This window comes from Vreelandella sp. F11 (assembly GCF_042466685.1).
Classification (GTDB): domain Bacteria; phylum Pseudomonadota; class Gammaproteobacteria; order Pseudomonadales; family Halomonadaceae; genus Vreelandella.
Genome location: NZ_CP170448.1, coordinates 4700065 through 4716082, shown reverse-complemented (window position 1 = coordinate 4716082; position 16018 = coordinate 4700065). Strand labels below are relative to the sequence as shown.

General features: G+C 57.2%; 15 protein-coding genes. 8 read left to right on the top strand and 7 right to left on the bottom strand.

Annotated features, from left to right (window positions below; all coding sequences use genetic code 11):
• Positions 1-57 precede the first annotated feature (57 nt).
• The 3 genes from ACFIOZ_RS21535 to ACFIOZ_RS21525 all read left to right on the top strand — a co-directional run bounded on the left by ACFIOZ_RS21535 (position 58) and on the right by ACFIOZ_RS21525 (position 3160).
• Positions 58-1044: a Bug family tripartite tricarboxylate transporter substrate binding protein gene (locus ACFIOZ_RS21535; RefSeq protein WP_386081188.1), complete on the top strand. Its 987-nt coding sequence runs from the start codon at positions 58-60 to the stop codon at positions 1042-1044.
• Between the two features lie 76 nt (positions 1045-1120).
• Positions 1121-1627, top strand: a complete 507-nt coding sequence (locus ACFIOZ_RS21530; protein ID WP_039857776.1) for a tripartite tricarboxylate transporter TctB family protein — start codon at positions 1121-1123, stop codon at positions 1625-1627.
• A 27-nt stretch (positions 1628-1654) separates the two neighbouring features.
• Entirely contained in the window at positions 1655-3160 is a 1506-nt protein-coding gene (locus tag ACFIOZ_RS21525) for a tripartite tricarboxylate transporter permease (protein ID WP_009286283.1), read from the top strand.
• A gap of 1 nt (position 3161) precedes the next feature.
• Here the strand turns inward: ACFIOZ_RS21525 and ACFIOZ_RS21520 are convergent, their stop codons facing one another.
• The 7 genes from ACFIOZ_RS21520 to ACFIOZ_RS21490 all read right to left on the bottom strand — a co-directional run bounded on the left by ACFIOZ_RS21520 (position 3162) and on the right by ACFIOZ_RS21490 (position 10637).
• Positions 3162-3905, bottom strand: coding sequence for an SDR family NAD(P)-dependent oxidoreductase (locus ACFIOZ_RS21520; RefSeq protein ID WP_386081185.1), 744 nt, complete (start codon positions 3903-3905; stop codon positions 3162-3164).
• 43 nt (positions 3906-3948) lie between these two features.
• A complete protein-coding gene (locus ACFIOZ_RS21515) occupies positions 3949-4899 on the bottom strand; it encodes an AEC family transporter (RefSeq protein WP_386081183.1) in 951 nt (316 codons plus the stop codon).
• A 74-nt stretch (positions 4900-4973) separates the two neighbouring features.
• Entirely contained in the window at positions 4974-5852 is an 879-nt protein-coding gene (locus ACFIOZ_RS21510; protein WP_386081181.1) for a shikimate dehydrogenase family protein, read from the bottom strand.
• Positions 5849-7720 (bottom strand): bifunctional sugar phosphate isomerase/epimerase/4-hydroxyphenylpyruvate dioxygenase family protein, encoded by a 1872-nt coding sequence (locus ACFIOZ_RS21505; RefSeq protein ID WP_386081179.1) that lies wholly within the window; start codon positions 7718-7720, stop codon positions 5849-5851. The genes ACFIOZ_RS21510 and ACFIOZ_RS21505 overlap by 4 nt, the downstream gene beginning before the upstream one ends.
• A 28-nt stretch (positions 7721-7748) precedes the next feature.
• Entirely contained in the window at positions 7749-9014 is a 1266-nt protein-coding gene (locus ACFIOZ_RS21500; protein ID WP_386081178.1) for a TRAP transporter large permease, read from the bottom strand.
• Complete coding sequence (locus tag ACFIOZ_RS21495) at positions 9011-9508, bottom strand: TRAP transporter small permease (protein ID WP_386081176.1); 498 nt, start codon at positions 9506-9508, stop codon at positions 9011-9013. The genes ACFIOZ_RS21500 and ACFIOZ_RS21495 overlap by 4 nt, the downstream gene beginning before the upstream one ends.
• A gap of 88 nt (positions 9509-9596) precedes the next feature.
• On the bottom strand, positions 9597-10637 hold the full coding sequence (locus tag ACFIOZ_RS21490; protein ID WP_386081174.1) for a DctP family TRAP transporter solute-binding subunit: 1041 nt from the start codon (positions 10635-10637) through the stop codon (positions 9597-9599).
• Between the two features lie 168 nt (positions 10638-10805).
• On the opposite strand from ACFIOZ_RS21490, the gene ACFIOZ_RS21485 reads away from it, so the two are divergent.
• The 5 genes from ACFIOZ_RS21485 (at position 10806) to pcaF (ending at position 16007) form a co-directional block, all read left to right on the top strand.
• Positions 10806-11471: a TetR/AcrR family transcriptional regulator gene (locus ACFIOZ_RS21485; RefSeq protein ID WP_089691076.1), complete on the top strand. Its 666-nt coding sequence runs from the start codon at positions 10806-10808 to the stop codon at positions 11469-11471.
• A gap of 227 nt (positions 11472-11698) precedes the next feature.
• Positions 11699-12997 carry a class-II fumarase/aspartase family protein gene (locus ACFIOZ_RS21480; protein ID WP_386081171.1) on the top strand — a complete coding sequence of 433 codons (1299 nt, stop codon included), beginning with the start codon at positions 11699-11701 and terminating at the stop codon, positions 12995-12997.
• A 174-nt stretch (positions 12998-13171) separates the two neighbouring features.
• Positions 13172-14005, top strand: coding sequence for a CoA transferase subunit A (locus ACFIOZ_RS21475; protein WP_386081170.1), 834 nt, complete (start codon positions 13172-13174; stop codon positions 14003-14005).
• Positions 14005-14778, top strand: coding sequence for a CoA-transferase subunit beta (locus ACFIOZ_RS21470; RefSeq protein ID WP_386081169.1), 774 nt, complete (start codon positions 14005-14007; stop codon positions 14776-14778). The genes ACFIOZ_RS21475 and ACFIOZ_RS21470 overlap by 1 nt, the downstream gene beginning before the upstream one ends.
• 26 nt (positions 14779-14804) lie before the next feature.
• Positions 14805-16007: a 3-oxoadipyl-CoA thiolase gene (gene pcaF, locus ACFIOZ_RS21465; protein ID WP_386084156.1), complete on the top strand. Its 1203-nt coding sequence runs from the start codon at positions 14805-14807 to the stop codon at positions 16005-16007.
• Positions 16008-16018 lie beyond the last annotated feature (11 nt).

Sequence of the window (16018 nt, the reverse complement as noted above, 5' to 3'; positions counted from 1 at the left end):
CCTTACGAACAATAATTAGGTATAAACAATCGCTTAGCAACGCACAGGAAGATAACAATGAATAAACTCCTTAGCGCATCATGTCTGGCTGCCTTCGGTAGCGCTTTGGCGCTGGGCCTTGCGGTCACCCCCGCCAGCGCCAATGAGTGGCCTACTGACGATATTCGTCTTGTCGTCCCCTACGCCCCAGGTGGCACCACGGATGTACTGTCCCGCCGGGTTGCGGATCTTCTTCAGCAAGAGCTTGATGCTAACGTGGTTGTGGAGAACCGCCCTGGAGCGGGTTCTACGGTGGGCACCGGTCGTCTTGCCCGCGGTGGGCGTGACGCCGACCATACGATTCTGATGGCATCACCCGGCCACACTATCGGTGCAGCTATTTATCCCGATCTTAGCTACGATCCTGTCGAAGATTTTGTCTTCCTGCAAAACATGATCGATATCCCCAATGTCATGGTGGTGCCTGCCGACAGCCCTTATGAAAGTGTCGTCGAGTTCGTTGAAGCCGCAAAGGAAGAGAACATGACCTTCAGCCACAGTGGCGTGGGCAGTTCCATCCATATGTCCGGTGAGCTCTTCAAGACGTTGACGGAGACCAATATGACGGCAGTGCCTTTTGCCGGCAGTGGTGCGGCGCTTCCTGCGCTATTGGGCGGCGATGTCGATGTCTCCTTTGAGAACATGCCGACCGTCCTGTCGCATATTCGCTCGGGTGACTTGCGCGCTCTGGCGGTTACCTCTGCTGAGCGGTCAGAGTATTTGCCTGATGTACCCACGCTATCGGAAGTGGGCGAGTATAACCTCGACCAGTTCGTCACAACGGCATGGTTTGGCTTAGTGGCACACAGTTCTTTCCCTGAAGAAGCGCAAAGCGTTATGCGGGATGCCCTTGCTAAGGTGATGGAACGTGAAGAGTTTTTGGACTTTGCTGATCAGCTGGGCGCCGAACCGGGTCAGGTGTCTGGCGAAGAGTTTAAGCAGTTTATCGCCGATGAAGTCGAACGTTGGCAGGGCGTTGCACAGCAGGCAGGTATTAGCCAGTAACTAGCTACTCTTCCGTTATAACAGAGAGGCGAGGGTCGCTACCCTCGCCTCTCTTGTTGCCCAGGAGAAGGCCGCGATGACACCCTCGGGTTCCAAGCGCAGAGTAAAAATAAAAGATACCAGCGACCTCATCAGCGGCATCGTATTGCTGGGGTTTGCCATAGTGCTGGTCTTTTATCTGGTACCCAACTATATAAACGAACCGCCGATCCTACAAAACCCAATGATGTCGCCGCGATGGCTGCCGACGATTATCGGCTGGCTGATCCTGCTGTTTTCGGTTCTGCTTATTCTTCAGGCCTTCATTGTGGAACAGAGAGCCGAGGAGGATGAGCGGGCGATTGAGAAAGGCTCTACGCGGCGTTTCGTGCTAATGGTGTTGTCACTGGTGATATATGTTGCCTTGTTTGAGGCGATGGGCGCCGTGTTCTGCGGTATTTTGGCAACACTCGTTCTTTTCGTAGCACACCCGGTTCGCACCTGGTGGGTATATAGCCTGGCATTTCTGTTTCCTATTATTGTGACGCTCTTATTTGTAGAAGTAATGAACGTGCCACTACCGATAATGCCGCTCGGTTTCTGATTCGCTACTTATTTTTCTGGGTGTCCTATGGAAAACTTTTCGGAAGTGGTTGGCATATTCTTTAGCCTGGATAACTTTCTGGCCATCGCCGTAGGTGTGGTGATCGGCGTGGTGGTGGGATCCATCCCTGGTTTAACCGCCACCATGGCGGTGGCCTTGGCACTCCCTTTTACCTTCTCCATGCAGCCAGTTGCCGCTATCCTGCTGTTGGTAGGCATCTATAAGGGTGGGATGTACGGTGGCTCGATTACTGCCATTCTAATCAGAACGCCGGGTTCGCCCGCTTCGGCCTGTACCTTGCTAGACGGCTATCCGATGGCTCAGCAGGGGCATGCAAAAAAAGCGCTAAAGGCTGCGCTTTACTCATCGGTCATTGCCGATTTTATCTCCAACATAGCGTTGATCTTTTTTGCCGCCTACTTGGCCAAAATTGCACTGAATTTCGGGGCTCCCGAATTTTTCTGGCTGATCTGTTTTTCTCTTACCATTATCATCTCGCTAGCCAGCGGCTCTATGATCAAGGGTTTGATGGCAGCGCTGCTAGGTATTTTGTTATCCATGGTAGGGCTGGATGAGGTCTTCGGTTCACAGCGGCTTACCTTCGATAACTACAACTTGATGGACAGCATCTCTTTTATCCCTCTATTGATTGGCCTCTTTGCTATTCCAGAGATTATCGAGTTTTATCGTAAGAAAGCGATCCCTCATATTAAAGCGAAGGCAAGTGGTGCTGGTTTGGCCTTCTCTGAGCTCAAGCGTTGTATGAAAAGTATTGTGCGCGGCAGCTTAATTGGCGTGATTATTGGCGCCATCCCCGGCACCGGGGCGACGGCGGCAGCGTTCATCTCCTACAGCGATGCCCGACGGCGCTCTCCTAACAGAGCAAATTTCGGCAAGGGCGAGGTAGAAGGGGTGGCAGCGGCTGAGGCCGGTAACAATGGCGTTGCCGGGGCGACGCTAATTCCGCTGTTATCGCTCGGTATTCCAGGGGATGTCATCACCGCCATCATCCTGGGGGCTTTTATGGTGCATGGGTTAACGCCTGGCCCGCTTATGTTCCAGGAAAATCTGTCGCTGATCTATGCACTGTTCCTGGGGATTATGTGCAGCTCGGTCATCCTGTTGGTGGTGGGTAACGTTGCCATTAAGTACTTCTCGTTAATTGCTGATATCCCCAAATCAATTCTCTTTCCTATCGTCTTGATGTTCTGTGTTTACGGCGCCTATGCGGTCAATAACGCCACGTTTGACGTGTGGCTGATGCTGGCTTTTGGGGTATTGGGATATATCTTCAATCGTGCCGCCATACCGGCGGCGCCGTTTCTGATTGGCTTCATTCTGGGGCCGATGTTCGAAGACAACCTGCGTCGTTCTCTGCTTATCGGCTCCAATGACCTGTCGATCTTCGTGCGTGGCCCGATTACCTGGGCCTTCATTGCGCTGACGGTGGGATCCATCGGCCTGGCGGTTTATCGCTTTGCCGCCTCCCGACGTGGCGCGCGGGATAGCACTGACGAGTCACGCCAAAACTGATTTAACCGACCGTCACTCCGCCGCAGACAAACAGCGTCTGGCCGGTAATGAAGCTGCTACGCTCGTCGCAGAAGAAACTTACCGCCTGGGCGACATCCTCGGGCTGGCCCATTCGGCCTAGCGGAATGTTATCGATAATGCGGCGGGCGCGCTCAGAGTCGGGCGGGTTGTTCTGCCAGAAGGCGCTGGTGGCGATAGGCCCAGGGGCGACGCAGTTAACGGTAATGCCGTGCTCTGCCAGTTCCAGTGCCCAGGTGCGGGCCATGGATTGCAGCGCGCCTTTGGTGGCGCTATAGATCGTTCGTGCTTCCTTGCCGAGTACCACACGGCTGGCATTCATGACGATACGCCCCGCTCCCTGTGCCTTCATGGCAGGTAGCATGGCTTGGGTGCAGATCAGCGCTGAGCGCACGTTCAGCTGCATTAATTTATCGAAGTCTTCAAGCGTTGCTTCTTCAAGCAGCGCAGGGGCAACAATACCCACGTTGTTGATTAGGCGGGTCACCGTATAGCGCTTGGCGATGTCTACCATCATCTGGCGTGTAGCGTCGGCGTCTGCAAGGTCGACCTGATAGGCGTCTGCTTGCAAAGAGGCCGCTTCTGGTTCAACGATATCCACTACGATAACGCGATAGCCGTCCTGCTGAAGACGCAGTGAGATGGCTTGGCCGATGTTTCTTGCGCCGCCGGTAACCAAGGCGTAGAGCGGTTGAGAAGAGTTGCTTTGATCAGAGGGTTGGCCCATTTTTATTGTCCTTATGTAAGGTAAGCCGTTGGTGTATCAGGATTTAAAACGTTAGTAATCCTAACAGTGACATTAATCCGATGATGAGGCTAAGGGTGAAAAAGGAAGCGATCGTCGCTACCAGCATTGCCGCAGCGCTAACGCCACCTAAACCATAGCGCTGGCCAAACAGGGGGTAAATACTGATCATCGGCGCGGCAGCAAACAGCAAGGCACCGGCCATATAAAGCGGATCAATGCCAGGAACAAAAGAGAAGGCGATGAAGATGAGCAGGGGGTGAATAAGCAGTTTGCCGATGACAATTTGAGCTACGTCGCTCGCCATACCTTTAACCTGCAAGCCAAACAGCGCGCCGCCGATCACAAACAGCGCCGCAGGGCCTGCCGCTTCGGCCAGCATATCGATGGCTTTAAACAGCGGCGCGGGAATATTGATGCCGGAAACGGCCAGGCAAATGCCGATCAGTAAGCCTAATAATACGGGGTTTTTGATGAGACTTAGGGCTGTCTGCTTAACTGTTTTCCATACGCTAGCACCTTGGTGGTTACCCATTTCGGCCAGAATCAGGGCTGCGGGAAGAACCAGCAGGTTTTCAACGAGCATATTGAGCGCTAACAGCACCGCCGCAGGCGAGCCGATGACCATGGCGGCCACGGGATAACCCACAAAGCCGCTATTGGCGGCCGACATGCCGAGCGCCTGCATGGCGCTGGCGTTCAGTGGTTGGCGCTGTAGTTTTAAGCAGAGCAGTAACCCCGCACCGAAAACGGCGATAGAGCCCAGGCCGTACGCCACCAGATAGTTGAGCTTGAAAACCTCTTCCAGAGGCTGCTGGGTGAGCGCGCGGATCACCAGCGCGGGCAGCGCGCAGTAGAGCACAAAGACGCCCACTCCCTGCACCTGTTCGCGCTGGATAATGCCACTCCATCTCGCTATATACCCTAAGCCAATGAGTAGGAATATAGGCGTCGTAATTCCCAGAATGGCGAGCATAGCGGCCCCTTAGCGCATGAAGGTAAACGGTCTTGTTCGAATGACGAATAATTGTACGCTATTTCTCTGGCGCTTTATGACCCTATATAAGCTGAATGCGTGACGAGCTGCTCGATATAATGCGTACGCAGCGGTATCACCTGCGGATCGATCTGTTCAGGAGCGATAAGGTTCGCGGTGAAAAAACGAAACGCATCCACGCCCTGGAACACAAATAGATCAACACCCGAAAGTGTTTTGGCGCCCGCCTGGTGTGCGGCGCTTAACAGCTCGGTGTGGGCGGGGATGTAGACCGCATCGAAGACCCAGTGCTGGGTGCCCAGCCCAGCGGTATCGATGGGGCAGCCGGGGTGGTTGATGTGACCAATGGGGGAGCAGTTGACCACGCCCTGCCAATGGGGCAGTTCTCGCTGCGCCTGCTCTGATGTGATGCATGCCGCGTTAATGCCCATGGCGTTAAGGTCGCGGCTGAGGCTCTCTGCCCGGGCACTGTCATGTTCAAGAATATGGATATGGCTAACGGCAAGTTCTCCCAGCGCGCAAGCCACTGCGCGGCCCACGCCACCGGCGCCAATCAGCAGTACCTCACCCGCGGACTGGTCGCCGAAAGAGTGGCGGTAGGCGCTGATAAAACCGGTGTAATCGGTATTTTCTGCGCGTAGACCGCTCTCATCGAACAGCAGCGTGTTGGCGGTGCCTACCCGGCGCACCCCTTCACCGCGAATATCGGCCAGCTGTGCGGCTCTCTCCTTAAATGGAAAGGTGACATTGGTGCCCCGGTAGCCCTCACTGCGCAGTGCTTGAATAGCGCTGGGAAAGTCAAAACCCGTCACCCCCAGGCTATCGACTAAATCGTAGCGTACCGGCACTCCCAATGATGCCCCCAAGCGCTCATGGAGATCGGGGGATTGTGATTTTGCGATACCCTCGCCTACCAGTCCCAGTTTGATCATGCTTGGCTCTCTCCCTTGTCTTGATGACGAGTGCTAATAGCCGCTTCCAAACGCTGTTGTGCGGTCACGCGCACAAAGGCATTCGGCGCGCCCAGCCCTTGGTAACCTTCACGCTGAACCAGCTCAAAGAAGAACGCCTGACGGCCGGGCTGGGTATACAACTGATGGAAGTCACCGTCGCTGTCCTGGTCAAAGAGGATGTGGTGCGCTTGCATCCATTGCAGGGTTTGCGCGGGTAGGTCGAAGCGCGCGGCCAGGTCGCGGTAGTAGTTGCCCGGAATCGGCAGCACCGGCGTGCCCGCCTGCTGGAGTGCTGCACTGGTGTCGCGCATGGCGTTGGTGCGCAGGGCGACGTGGTGGATCCCCGAGCCGCCGTACTGGCGCACGAAGCGGTTGCTGGCGGTGTCCGGCGAGGCGCTGGCGTTAAGCGCCAGGCGAAAGCGGCCATTGTAGTTCTGCAGCACCTGGCTCTGGATCAGCCCGCGGGGGTCGGTGACATCGAAGGAGGGTGTTGGCGCCAGCTGGAAAATAGCGCGGTACTGCAGCATCAGCGAGAGGTAGTCGTGGTAGGAGAGCGCCACGCTGATATGGTCGATATCCACCAGCGCCCCCTGAGGAACCGGCTGTACATCGACAGGGAACTCGCGATCCCAGGTGCGGCTTAGCTGCGAGTCGTCAATAATGTAGGAGAGGCTGCCATCCACATTGCGCAGCGCACTCATGCGGTGGCTGGCGCCCACTTCTTCAGGCTCGACAATAGCGTAGCCAAGTTTGTCTGCACGTTTAAACGCCTCATAGGCATTTGCCACACGCAGGCCAATCGCCGTTACTGCGGTGGCATCGCGTCCTGGCGTGCGGCCGGTAAAGCTCGATTCGGTATTGAGCACCAAGTTGACGTCGCCCGCGGCCCAGCGTTCGGCATTAAGTGTGTGGTGACGCCCTACGCAAGCCATACCCAGGGCGCTGAGCAGCTCCCGCAGCGACGCTAAATCCGCAGACTCAACGGCGATTTCCAGAAAGGCGACTGACTCGATTGGCTGCGGCGCGGGGATACCGCTGTCGCCCTGCATGCTACGCAGCAAATGGTAGGAGCGCAGCCCATCCCGAGCCGTCTGGTCGCTGTGCCCCATGCGGAAAACATCGTTAAAGATCTCGTGGGAGAGCGGGCCGTCGTAGCGGGTCTCTTCCAGCATGGCCATGAACTTATCCATCTGCAGCTCACCCTGGCCGGGGAAGCAGCGATAGTGGCGGCTCCACGACAGGTGATCCATGGAGAGACGCGGCGCATCGGCGGTCTGAACCAGAAAGATGCGATCCCCCGGAATGCGGCCAACGGTGCCCAGCTCCGTCTGGCGGGAGAAGATATGGAAGGTATCCAGTACCAGGCCGACATTGGGGTGGGCGGCGCGGCGCACCACTTCCCAGCTGTCCCGGTAGTCGTGAATATGGCGGCCCCAGGCCAGCGCCTCATAGGCCACGCGCAGGTGTCGCCGCGCGGCACGCTCGCCTAGCTCATAGTAGTCGTCGGCAGCGCGGCTTAACCCCGGTAGCGAATCAGGGTGGACGGTACTGCACGCCATCAGCAGATCTGTACCCAGCTCCTCCATCAGGTCGAACTTGTGCTCGGCTCGGTCAAAGGCCCGCACCCGGGCGCGCCCCTGCAGCCCTTCAAAATCACGAAACGGCTGCAGCGTGACCAGCTTTAAGCCGCGCGAGCGAATCAGCTCGCCCGCTTCACGCGGCGTGCCGGCGAAGGCGGTCAAGTCATTTTCAAACAGCTCAAGCCCCTCAAAGCCGGCCTGAGCGATGGCGTCTACCTTCTCTTCCAGCGAGCCGCTTAGGCAAACCGTGGCAATGGATGAGTACATGGCATCACGCTCCTTGCATTGAGAAATATCAGTAACCCGCCAGGCGCGGCAGGAAGGTGACCAGCGCGGGGACGAAAGTAATCAGCAGCAGAATCAAAAACTGCACGGCAAGCATCGGCAGAATGCGGCGGATAATCGGGCCCATACCCACACCGGAGACAGAGTCGGCGACAAACAGGCAGAGCCCCATGGGCGGCGTTATCAGCCCCATCATCAGGTTGAAGATCACCACGATGCCAAAGTGCAGCGGGTCGATACCCAGCGCCATGGCGATGGGATGAAGGATCGGTACCAATACCAGAATGGCCGCGATACCCTCCAGGAACAGCCCCACCACCAGTAGCAGGAGGATGACGGCAATCAGGAAGGTCCACTGGGTATCGATACTCATCAACGCCCACTCGGTGAGCATGTTGGGCACGCGCTCGAAGGTTAGTACCCAGTTGGCCGCCGCTACGGCGCCCATAATGACCATAATCACGGCGCTGTCGCGCATGGCCCGGGCGAAGATAGCGGGCAGGTTCACCAGTTTGATATTGCGGTAGAGCACCACGCCCAGAAGCAGCGCGTAGACCACGGCAAAGGCCGCCGCCTCTGTCGGGGTAACGATACCGGCAAGAATCGCCCCGACCACGAATACCGGCATGAGGGCGGGCAGCAAACCATGCAGAAGAGCATGGCGGCGTGACTGTTTTTTGGTTTGTGTCGCGCCCAGGTCGTCGGCGAAAAAGTAGACGTAGATGGAGAGCCCCAGCGCCAGCAAAAAGCCCGGCACGATACCGGCCAAAAAGAGCCCTGGCACCGACACACCAGAAACCGTGAGCGCGTAGATAATCACCGGAATACTCGGCGGAATGATTGGCCCGATGACCGAAGAGGCAGCCGTCAGCGCGGCAGCAAAATCGCGTGGATAGCCCTCTTTCTCCATCGACGGTATAAACACCCGCCCTAACGCGGAGGTATCGGCAATCGCCGAGCCGGAAAGACCGGCAAAAATCACCGAGGCCCAGATATTCACGTGCGCTAGCCCGGCTTTAAGACGGCCAACAATGGCGGTGGCCAGGTTTATAATCCGGTGAGTGATACCCGCTTCGTTCATCAGCTCGCCAGCCAGAATGAACAGCGGTATGGCCAGTAGCGGGAAAGACTCCATGCCGCCGAAAAACTGCTGGGAGACGATCCGTATGTGATAGGGCAAATCGCCGGTGCTCATCAGCACCGTCAGCGAACCGAGGATGGCAAAGGCAAACGGCACGCCAAGTAGCACAAGGGCTAAAAGCAGTATAAAAATCATGAGGAGACCTCCTCACTGGTGTGCTGGCTCAAACGCAGCGCGCCCATCACCAGCGCAGAGAAACTGAGCAGCCCACCACCGATGAGCATGGAAGCTTGAAACAGCCACATAGGCATGCCGGTGCTTGATGAGGTGCGGCCACCCCGTGCGGAGATAAACTCAACGGCTGATACCATCAAGCCAATGCCCACCACGAGCACCACCAAGTCGACGGCCACAGCCTGCCAGCGCACCCAGCGCGGCGGCAGTAAACGTCGAATAAGGTCAAAGCCGATGTGCTTGTCCTGCAGGTATGCCCAGGACATGCCAAACATCAGGCCGTAAATCATCAAATAGATGGCGGTGTCTTCTCCCCAGGTAATGGAGCCGCCATAGGTGTAGCGCGCAAAGGCATTGCCTGCGACCAACAGAAAAATCAGCACCATGGCAAGTCCTGCCAAGCTGCCATTGAACAGGATCAGACCTCGGTGTAAGCGGGCGAGGAGAGGAGACATAAGAGCACCTTCAATCGATAGTCAGGCACGCAGGGTCGCGAGTGGGCCATCTAAGGCCCACTCGCAAAGCGCTTTGTTCAGGCGGGGTTTAGAAGCGTGCGGACGCCTCTTCCACTGCGGAAGAGAGACGCTCGATCCACTCTGCATCATCGCCAAGCTCTTCGGTCAGGTACGCTTGAACCGGCGGCTGGGCGGCTTCGCGGAAGGCCTCCATCTGTTCAGCGGTAGGCTGGGTGATCTCCATGCCCTCGGCTGCCAGTTTGGTGATCCCCTCGGCTGAGTTGAACTGCTGGATGGCACGGCCGGTGGTGCCAGCGACCACGGCGGCGCGCTTCACCGCGGCTTGTTCCTCTTCGCTAAGCGACTGGAATATCTCATCGTTAATCAACAGGTGATCGACACCGTAAACGTGGCGATCCAGGGTCAAGTAATCCTGAAACTCATAGAAGTTGTTGCCGTAGATCACCGAAATGGGGTTCTCCTGGCCATCGACGACGCCGGTAGCAAGCGCTGTCGGTACTTCACCCCAGGCGATACCCTGAGGCTCACCACCCAAAGCGCTAACCATCTCCAGGTAGAGCGGAATGGTTTGCACGCGGAACTTCAGCCCCTGCATATCCTCAGGCGAATTGATCGGGCGCACGGAGTTGGTGAAGTGGCGGAAGCCCGTTTCGCCGTAAGCCAGCGTGCGTAGGCCGGTCTGTTGCAAGCAGTGCTCGGCCAGTGCGGTACCAAATTCGCCGTCCATTACCTGCCACGCTACTGGCGCTGACGGAAAGGTGTACGGGATATCCGTCACAGCAACCGCCGGGCAGAAATTGGCGTAGGCGCCGGAGACCATCGCAATGCTGATGGTGCCATCCTGGGCGCCTTCAATCAGCTCGGTTTCACCACCTAGCGCTCCAGCGGGGTAGACCTCCACGGTAAGATCAGTTTCGGCTTCCACCAGGTTTTTAAACACCTGACCCGCTGCGCCTTTTTTCGAAGTAGTCCAGTCATCTGGGTCAACGTGGGCGAAGCGAAGCGTTTGGGCGGAAGCATTTGCTGCGGCAATGAGGGTGGCGGCAGCGACGGCTGCCGTCAGCGTGCGCTTCATGGATATTTGTTTTACTGAAAACACTGGAGACATTGTTGTTGTCCTCTTATCGGGCCGTTGTCATGGGGTTTGAAAAAGCCATAAACGATGGCGTGCTTGGCCTTTTCATCCTGTCGTAATCAACAATGTACGAAATGGTACGTTCAGTCAAGCTGTGGCATACTAGACAAAAGACGACCACGACAATAAAAGGCACGCTCTATGACAGCCCCTTCGACCAAGACCAGCCCCCCTGCCACTCGGCGACGGCGCAAAAATGACCCCGAATCCGTGCGCGCCGATATTCTTGCGGTGGCTACCCGGGAATTCTCAGAAAAAGGCCTCTCTGGAGCCCGGATCGATGAGATCGCCGAGAAAACCCGCGCCTCCAAGCGGATGATTTACTACTACTTTAATGATAAAGAGACGCTCTACCTGCACACCCTGGAAGCCGCCTACCAGAAAGTGCGCCTGCAGGAGGCTGAGCTGGATCTTGACCACCTGGCCCCGCTTGAGGCGCTTAGTCGGCTGGTGCGGTTTACCTTTTGTCATCACGCCAAAAACCCTGACTTTATTCGCCTGGTAATGATCGAAAATATTCACCATGGCCGCTTTTTGGCGCAGTCAGCGTTGATTCAATCACTCAATGCTGGGGTGATTGATGTGCTCACCAACGTTTATAGCCGCGGTGTCGAGGAGGGGTGTTTTCGCGAAGGCCTGGATCCTCGGGAACTGCACTGGCTGATTAGCGCGCTGTCTTTTTTCAATGTCTCAAACCAGCACACTTTTTCGCGGATTTTTGATTGGCACCAAGCCGCGCCTGAGAATCAGCAAAAATTAGAGGAGCATGTTACCGACATGGTGCTGCGTTACGTGTGCCCTGACTAGCCACGCCTTAATTGCGTGCAAAAGACCGCTCATGTGGATCCGCAAGCGTACCTTTCAAAGTAAGGTGACGTTTGTGAGTTCACACCTACCTAGTTAACGTATAGTTCGAATAGCGAACATGTGTACAAATTTTGTCTTGAGCCCTGCTTATAAGCTATTTTTGAGCTCTGGACAGCGTTAATAGGAAGCCTACCGCCATGCCCTCTGCATTTTTAAAGCACCCTTTCATGAGTCAGCGCGCTGTCGCTGAGTGTGACGACGACGCTATGGTGCGTGCCATGCTGGTCTTTGAGTTGGCTCTGGCCGAGGTTCAGGAAGCCAGCGGAGCCGTACCTGGTGGTGTTAGCCAGCAAATGCGAGAGCAGCTTGAGCACGCCCACTTGTCTGCTGCTGAGATCGCCGAGGGTATCGCCAGCGGTGGCAATGTAGCGATTCCCTTCGTTAAACAGAGCCGTGCGCTGCTCGCCGATGAGCACAAACGCTACTGGCACCAAGGTGCAACGAGCCAAGACGTAGTCGACTCCGCGCTGATGCTGCTGCTTAAGCCACGCTTGGCGGCGCTAGATGAGTTATTGCTGCGCTGTCGATCGGCGGCGTTAAAACTAATGGACACCCACATCGACACGCCCATGGTGGGGCGCACTCTGATGCAGCAGGCGCTTCCTATTACCTTTGGCGTCAAGGTCGCTCACTGGGCCATCGGCCTGGAGCAGAGCCGCCGCCGTTTAGGTGAGGTGGAGCTGCCCGTGCAGTTTGGTGGCGCGGTGGGGGTGCACTCGGGCTGGGACACCCTAGGGCTTGAGTGGATGGATGCGCTTGCCGAGCGTTTAGGCTTGGCAGTACCGGTGCTGCCCTGGCATACCGACCGCTACCCGATTCATGCCCTTGGCACGGCGTTAGATGCTGTCGCTGGGGCTATTGAAAAAATCGCCCTGGATGTAGCGCTGCTGACACAAACCGAAGTCGGTGAAGTGGCGGAACCCTCCGCGCCAGGGATGGGGGAGTCATCCTCCATGCCCCATAAGCGTAACCCGGTACGCAGCGCGCTGATTCGTGGCGCCGCGCGGCAGGTGCATGGCCACACCAGCGTGTTGATCAATGCTGCCGCCCAGCCCCTAGAGCGCGGCTTGGGGGAGTGGCACGCGGAGTGGGCGCCGTTGCTGGAGAGCGCTCTGCTGGTAGAGGGCGCGCTTGAGCAATTGGTCGTGCTGCTGGAGGGGCTTGAGGTGTACCCCGACAACATGTTGCGCAACCTGGCGGCCACTGGCGGCGGCATTATGGCCGAGCCTGTGGCACGGTTGCTGGCGCCTACGCTAGGGGGGGAGAGAGCCAAAGCGGTTAGCGCGGAAGCGGCAGAAACCTCGCGCCGGGAAGCACGGCCCTATTCAGAGGTGCTTGCCGAGCATCCTGATGTGAAAGGAAACGTAGACACTGATGCACTGTGTAATGCCTGTGACCCTGCTTTATACCTTGGTAGCAGCGCAGTCCAGGTGACGCGTGCCAAAAAATGGCTGGAAGCGCGTTAAGTCTATTTAAAAACAAAACGTTATGTTCAGCTTTGGAGTAGATAGTGGGTTCGGCAGGGGAGTTTGGTGGTTGCTGATGCGTTTGACCCCATTAGCGTTCAGCAGTAGATTGTTCGTATAGAGGATCTATGTTCGCTTAACGAACATTCTGCTAACCGTTAAGAGGCACCCATCATGGCCGAGTTTCTCAGCTTGCATGACGCGGTAGCGCGCTACGTCGAAGACGGCGCCACTGTGGCCATGGAAGGTTTTACCCACCTGATTCCGTTTGCCGCCGGTCACGAAGTGATCCGCCAGAAAAAGCGTGATTTGACGCTGATCCGCATGACCCCGGATATCATCTACGACCAGATGATTGGCGCGGGCTGCGCAAAAAAGGTGATCTTCTCCTGGGGCGGTAACCCCGGCGTGGGTTCACTGCACCGCCTGCGTGATGCGGTTGAGAAAGGCTGGCCGCGCAAGATCGAGATACTTGAGCACAGCCACGCCGCCATGGCCTGCGCGTTTGAAGCGGGTGCAGCCGGTCTTCCGCTGGCAGTTTTTCGCGGCTATATCGGTAGCGAACTGCCCAGCGTGAACGATCAAATCAAATTCATCGAGTGCCCGTTTACCGGTGAGCGCCTAGCCGCTGTACCCTCAGTGCGCCCGGATGTCTCGATCATTCACGCCCAGCGGGCGGATCGTCAGGGTAACGTTCTGGTAGAAGGTATCGTGGGCGTACAGAAAGAGGCGGTACTGGCGGCCAAACACAGTATCGTCACGGTGGAGGAGATCGTCGATGACCTCAACGCCCATCCTAACGCCTGTGTAATTCCCAGCTGGGCCATCAGCGCCATCTCGGTAGCCGAGAAAGGCGCATTGCCCTCCTATACCCACGGCTACTACGGCCGCAGCAACCGCTTCTACAAGGAGTGGGATGCCATCGCCCGGGATCGTGACACCTTTACCCAGTGGCTCGACGACAACGTCTTTAACGCCGTCCAAAATCATGCAGGGGAGAACAGCTAATGAGTCTCGAATATACCTCTTCTGAAATGATGTCGGTGACCGCTGCGCGGGCGCTGGAAAATGGCATGACCTGCTTTGTGGGCATCGGGCTGCCCTCTGAAGCCGCCAACCTGGCACGTCTGACCCACGCCCCGGATGTGGTGCTGATTTATGAGTCTGGCACGCTGCAAACCAAACCCGATACGCTGCCGCTCTCCATCGGCGACGGTGAACTGTGTGAATCAGCGCTGACCACCGTGGCAGTGCCCGAAATGTTCCGCTACTGGCTGCAGGGCGGCAAAGTTAGCGTAGGCTTTTTAGGCACCGCACAAATCGACCGCTTTGCTAACCTTAACACCACGCTGATCGGCGATTATAAAGCGCCTAAAGTGCGCCTGCCGGGCGGCGGCGGTGCGCCGGAAATTGCCACCAACGCGGGTGAAGTCTTTATCACTCTGAAGCACTCCAAGCGCGCCTTTGTGAAAGATGTCGACTTTGTCACCACGCTTGGCTTTGGCCGCGACGGCAAAGGCCGCGCCAACGTGCCCAATATCGGTAAGGGCCCCACCCGGGTAATTACCGACCTGTGCGTGATGAAGCCCGACCCGGAGACCAAAGAGCTGGTGGTGGTATCGCTGCACCCTGGTGTGAGCCGTGAAGATGTTATTGATGCCACTGGTTGGGAGATTCGCTTTGCCGAGCAGCTTGAGAGCACCCCAGAGCCCAGCGAAAACGAGCTGACGATTTTGCGTGAGCTGAAAGCACGCACTGAGCGGGCCCACGCGGACGCATAAAGGAGCTATTGATGAGTGATGTTGTGATGCAAGACGTCTTTCTATGTCATCCCCGCCGCACCGCCGTGGGACGTTTTGGTGGCACCCTGGCCAGCGTACGCCCCGATGATTTCGCCGCGACGATTTTTAAAGCCGTACTGGCAGAAGCGCCGGATCTCGACCCTGCTGCGATTGAAGAAGTCTTTATGGGCTGCGCCAATCAGGCCGGTGAAGATAACCGCAATGTGGCACGGATGTCGTCGCTGCTGGCAGGCATTCCTACCTCCGTGCCCGGCACGACCATGAACCGCCTGTGTGGCTCGGGTATGGACGCAGTGGGTACGGCGTTTCGTGCCATTAAAGCCGGTGAGATGGCGCTGGCGCTGGCAGGTGGTGTGGAGTCCATGTCACGTGCTCCCTACGTGATGGGCAAGGCCGATAGCGCCTTCGCCCGCAGTCAAAAGATTGAAGACACCACCATTGGCTGGCGCTTGGTCAACCCGCTGATGAAGAAAACCTACGGCATTGATTCCATGCCGGAAACGGCAGAAAACGTCGCCGAGCAGTTCGCTATCTCCCGGGAAGATCAGGACGCCTTTGCACTGCGCTCCCAGCAGAAGGCCGCTGCCGCTCAAAAGGCGGGGCGTTTTGCCCAGGAAATCACTGCCATTGAGATTCCCCGCCGTAAGCAGGAACCGCTGATCTTTGACCAGGATGAGCACCTGCGGGAAACCACGCTGGAAAAACTGGCCGGTTTACCCACTCCTTTCCGGGAGGGCGGCAGCGTTACCGCAGGCAATGCCTCTGGCGTCAACGACGGCGCGGCAGCCATGCTGGTGGCCAGTGAGGCGGCAGTTAAGCAGCATGGCCTAACGCCGATGGCAAAAATTATCGGCATGGCCACCGCTGGCGTTGAGCCACGTATTATGGGCTATGGCCCGGTACCGGCGGTGCAGAAACTGCTCAAGCGCACCGGCATCTCGATGGAGGAGATTGATGTATTTGAGTTCAACGAAGCGTTTGCCGCCCAGGCGCTGGCCTGTATGCGCGACTTGGGCCTTAAAGACGATGACCCCCGCGTGAACCCCAACGGCGGCGCGATTGCCCTTGGCCACCCGCTAGGCATGTCCGGTGCGCGTCTGTTAATGACCGCCGCTCATGAGCTGCAAAACAGCGGCAAGCGCTACGCGCTATGTACCATGTGCGTGGGTGTGGGCCAGGGCATTGCCACTCTGATTGAACGCGTTTAACGGAGACCGTC

Bases quoted from the DNA above. Each gene is read 5' to 3' on its own strand.
- ACFIOZ_RS21480 (WP_386081171.1), top strand. From the start codon at position 11,699: ATGAGTCAGCGCGCTGTCGCTGAGTGTGACGACGACGCTATGGTGCGT.
- ACFIOZ_RS21530 (WP_039857776.1), top strand. From the start codon at position 1,121: ATGACACCCTCGGGTTCCAAGCGCAGAGTAAAAATAAAAGATACCAGC.
- ACFIOZ_RS21485 (WP_089691076.1), top strand. From the start codon at position 10,806: ATGACAGCCCCTTCGACCAAGACCAGCCCCCCTGCCACTCGGCGACGG.
- ACFIOZ_RS21520 (WP_386081185.1), bottom strand. From the start codon at position 3,905: ATGGGCCAACCCTCTGATCAAAGCAACTCTTCTCAACCGCTCTACGCC.
- ACFIOZ_RS21535 (WP_386081188.1), top strand. From the start codon at position 58: ATGAATAAACTCCTTAGCGCATCATGTCTGGCTGCCTTCGGTAGCGCT.
- ACFIOZ_RS21500 (WP_386081178.1), bottom strand. From the start codon at position 9,014: ATGATTTTTATACTGCTTTTAGCCCTTGTGCTACTTGGCGTGCCGTTT.
- ACFIOZ_RS21525 (WP_009286283.1), top strand. From the start codon at position 1,655: ATGGAAAACTTTTCGGAAGTGGTTGGCATATTCTTTAGCCTGGATAAC.
- ACFIOZ_RS21495 (WP_386081176.1), bottom strand. From the start codon at position 9,508: ATGTCTCCTCTCCTCGCCCGCTTACACCGAGGTCTGATCCTGTTCAAT.
- pcaF (WP_386084156.1), top strand. From the start codon at position 14,805: ATGCAAGACGTCTTTCTATGTCATCCCCGCCGCACCGCCGTGGGACGT.
- ACFIOZ_RS21505 (WP_386081179.1), bottom strand. From the start codon at position 7,720: ATGTACTCATCCATTGCCACGGTTTGCCTAAGCGGCTCGCTGGAAGAG.
- ACFIOZ_RS21470 (WP_386081169.1), top strand. From the start codon at position 14,005: ATGAGTCTCGAATATACCTCTTCTGAAATGATGTCGGTGACCGCTGCG.
- ACFIOZ_RS21510 (WP_386081181.1), bottom strand. From the start codon at position 5,852: ATGATCAAACTGGGACTGGTAGGCGAGGGTATCGCAAAATCACAATCC.
- ACFIOZ_RS21475 (WP_386081170.1), top strand. From the start codon at position 13,172: ATGGCCGAGTTTCTCAGCTTGCATGACGCGGTAGCGCGCTACGTCGAA.
- ACFIOZ_RS21515 (WP_386081183.1), bottom strand. From the start codon at position 4,899: ATGCTCGCCATTCTGGGAATTACGACGCCTATATTCCTACTCATTGGC.
- ACFIOZ_RS21490 (WP_386081174.1), bottom strand. From the start codon at position 10,637: ATGTCTCCAGTGTTTTCAGTAAAACAAATATCCATGAAGCGCACGCTG.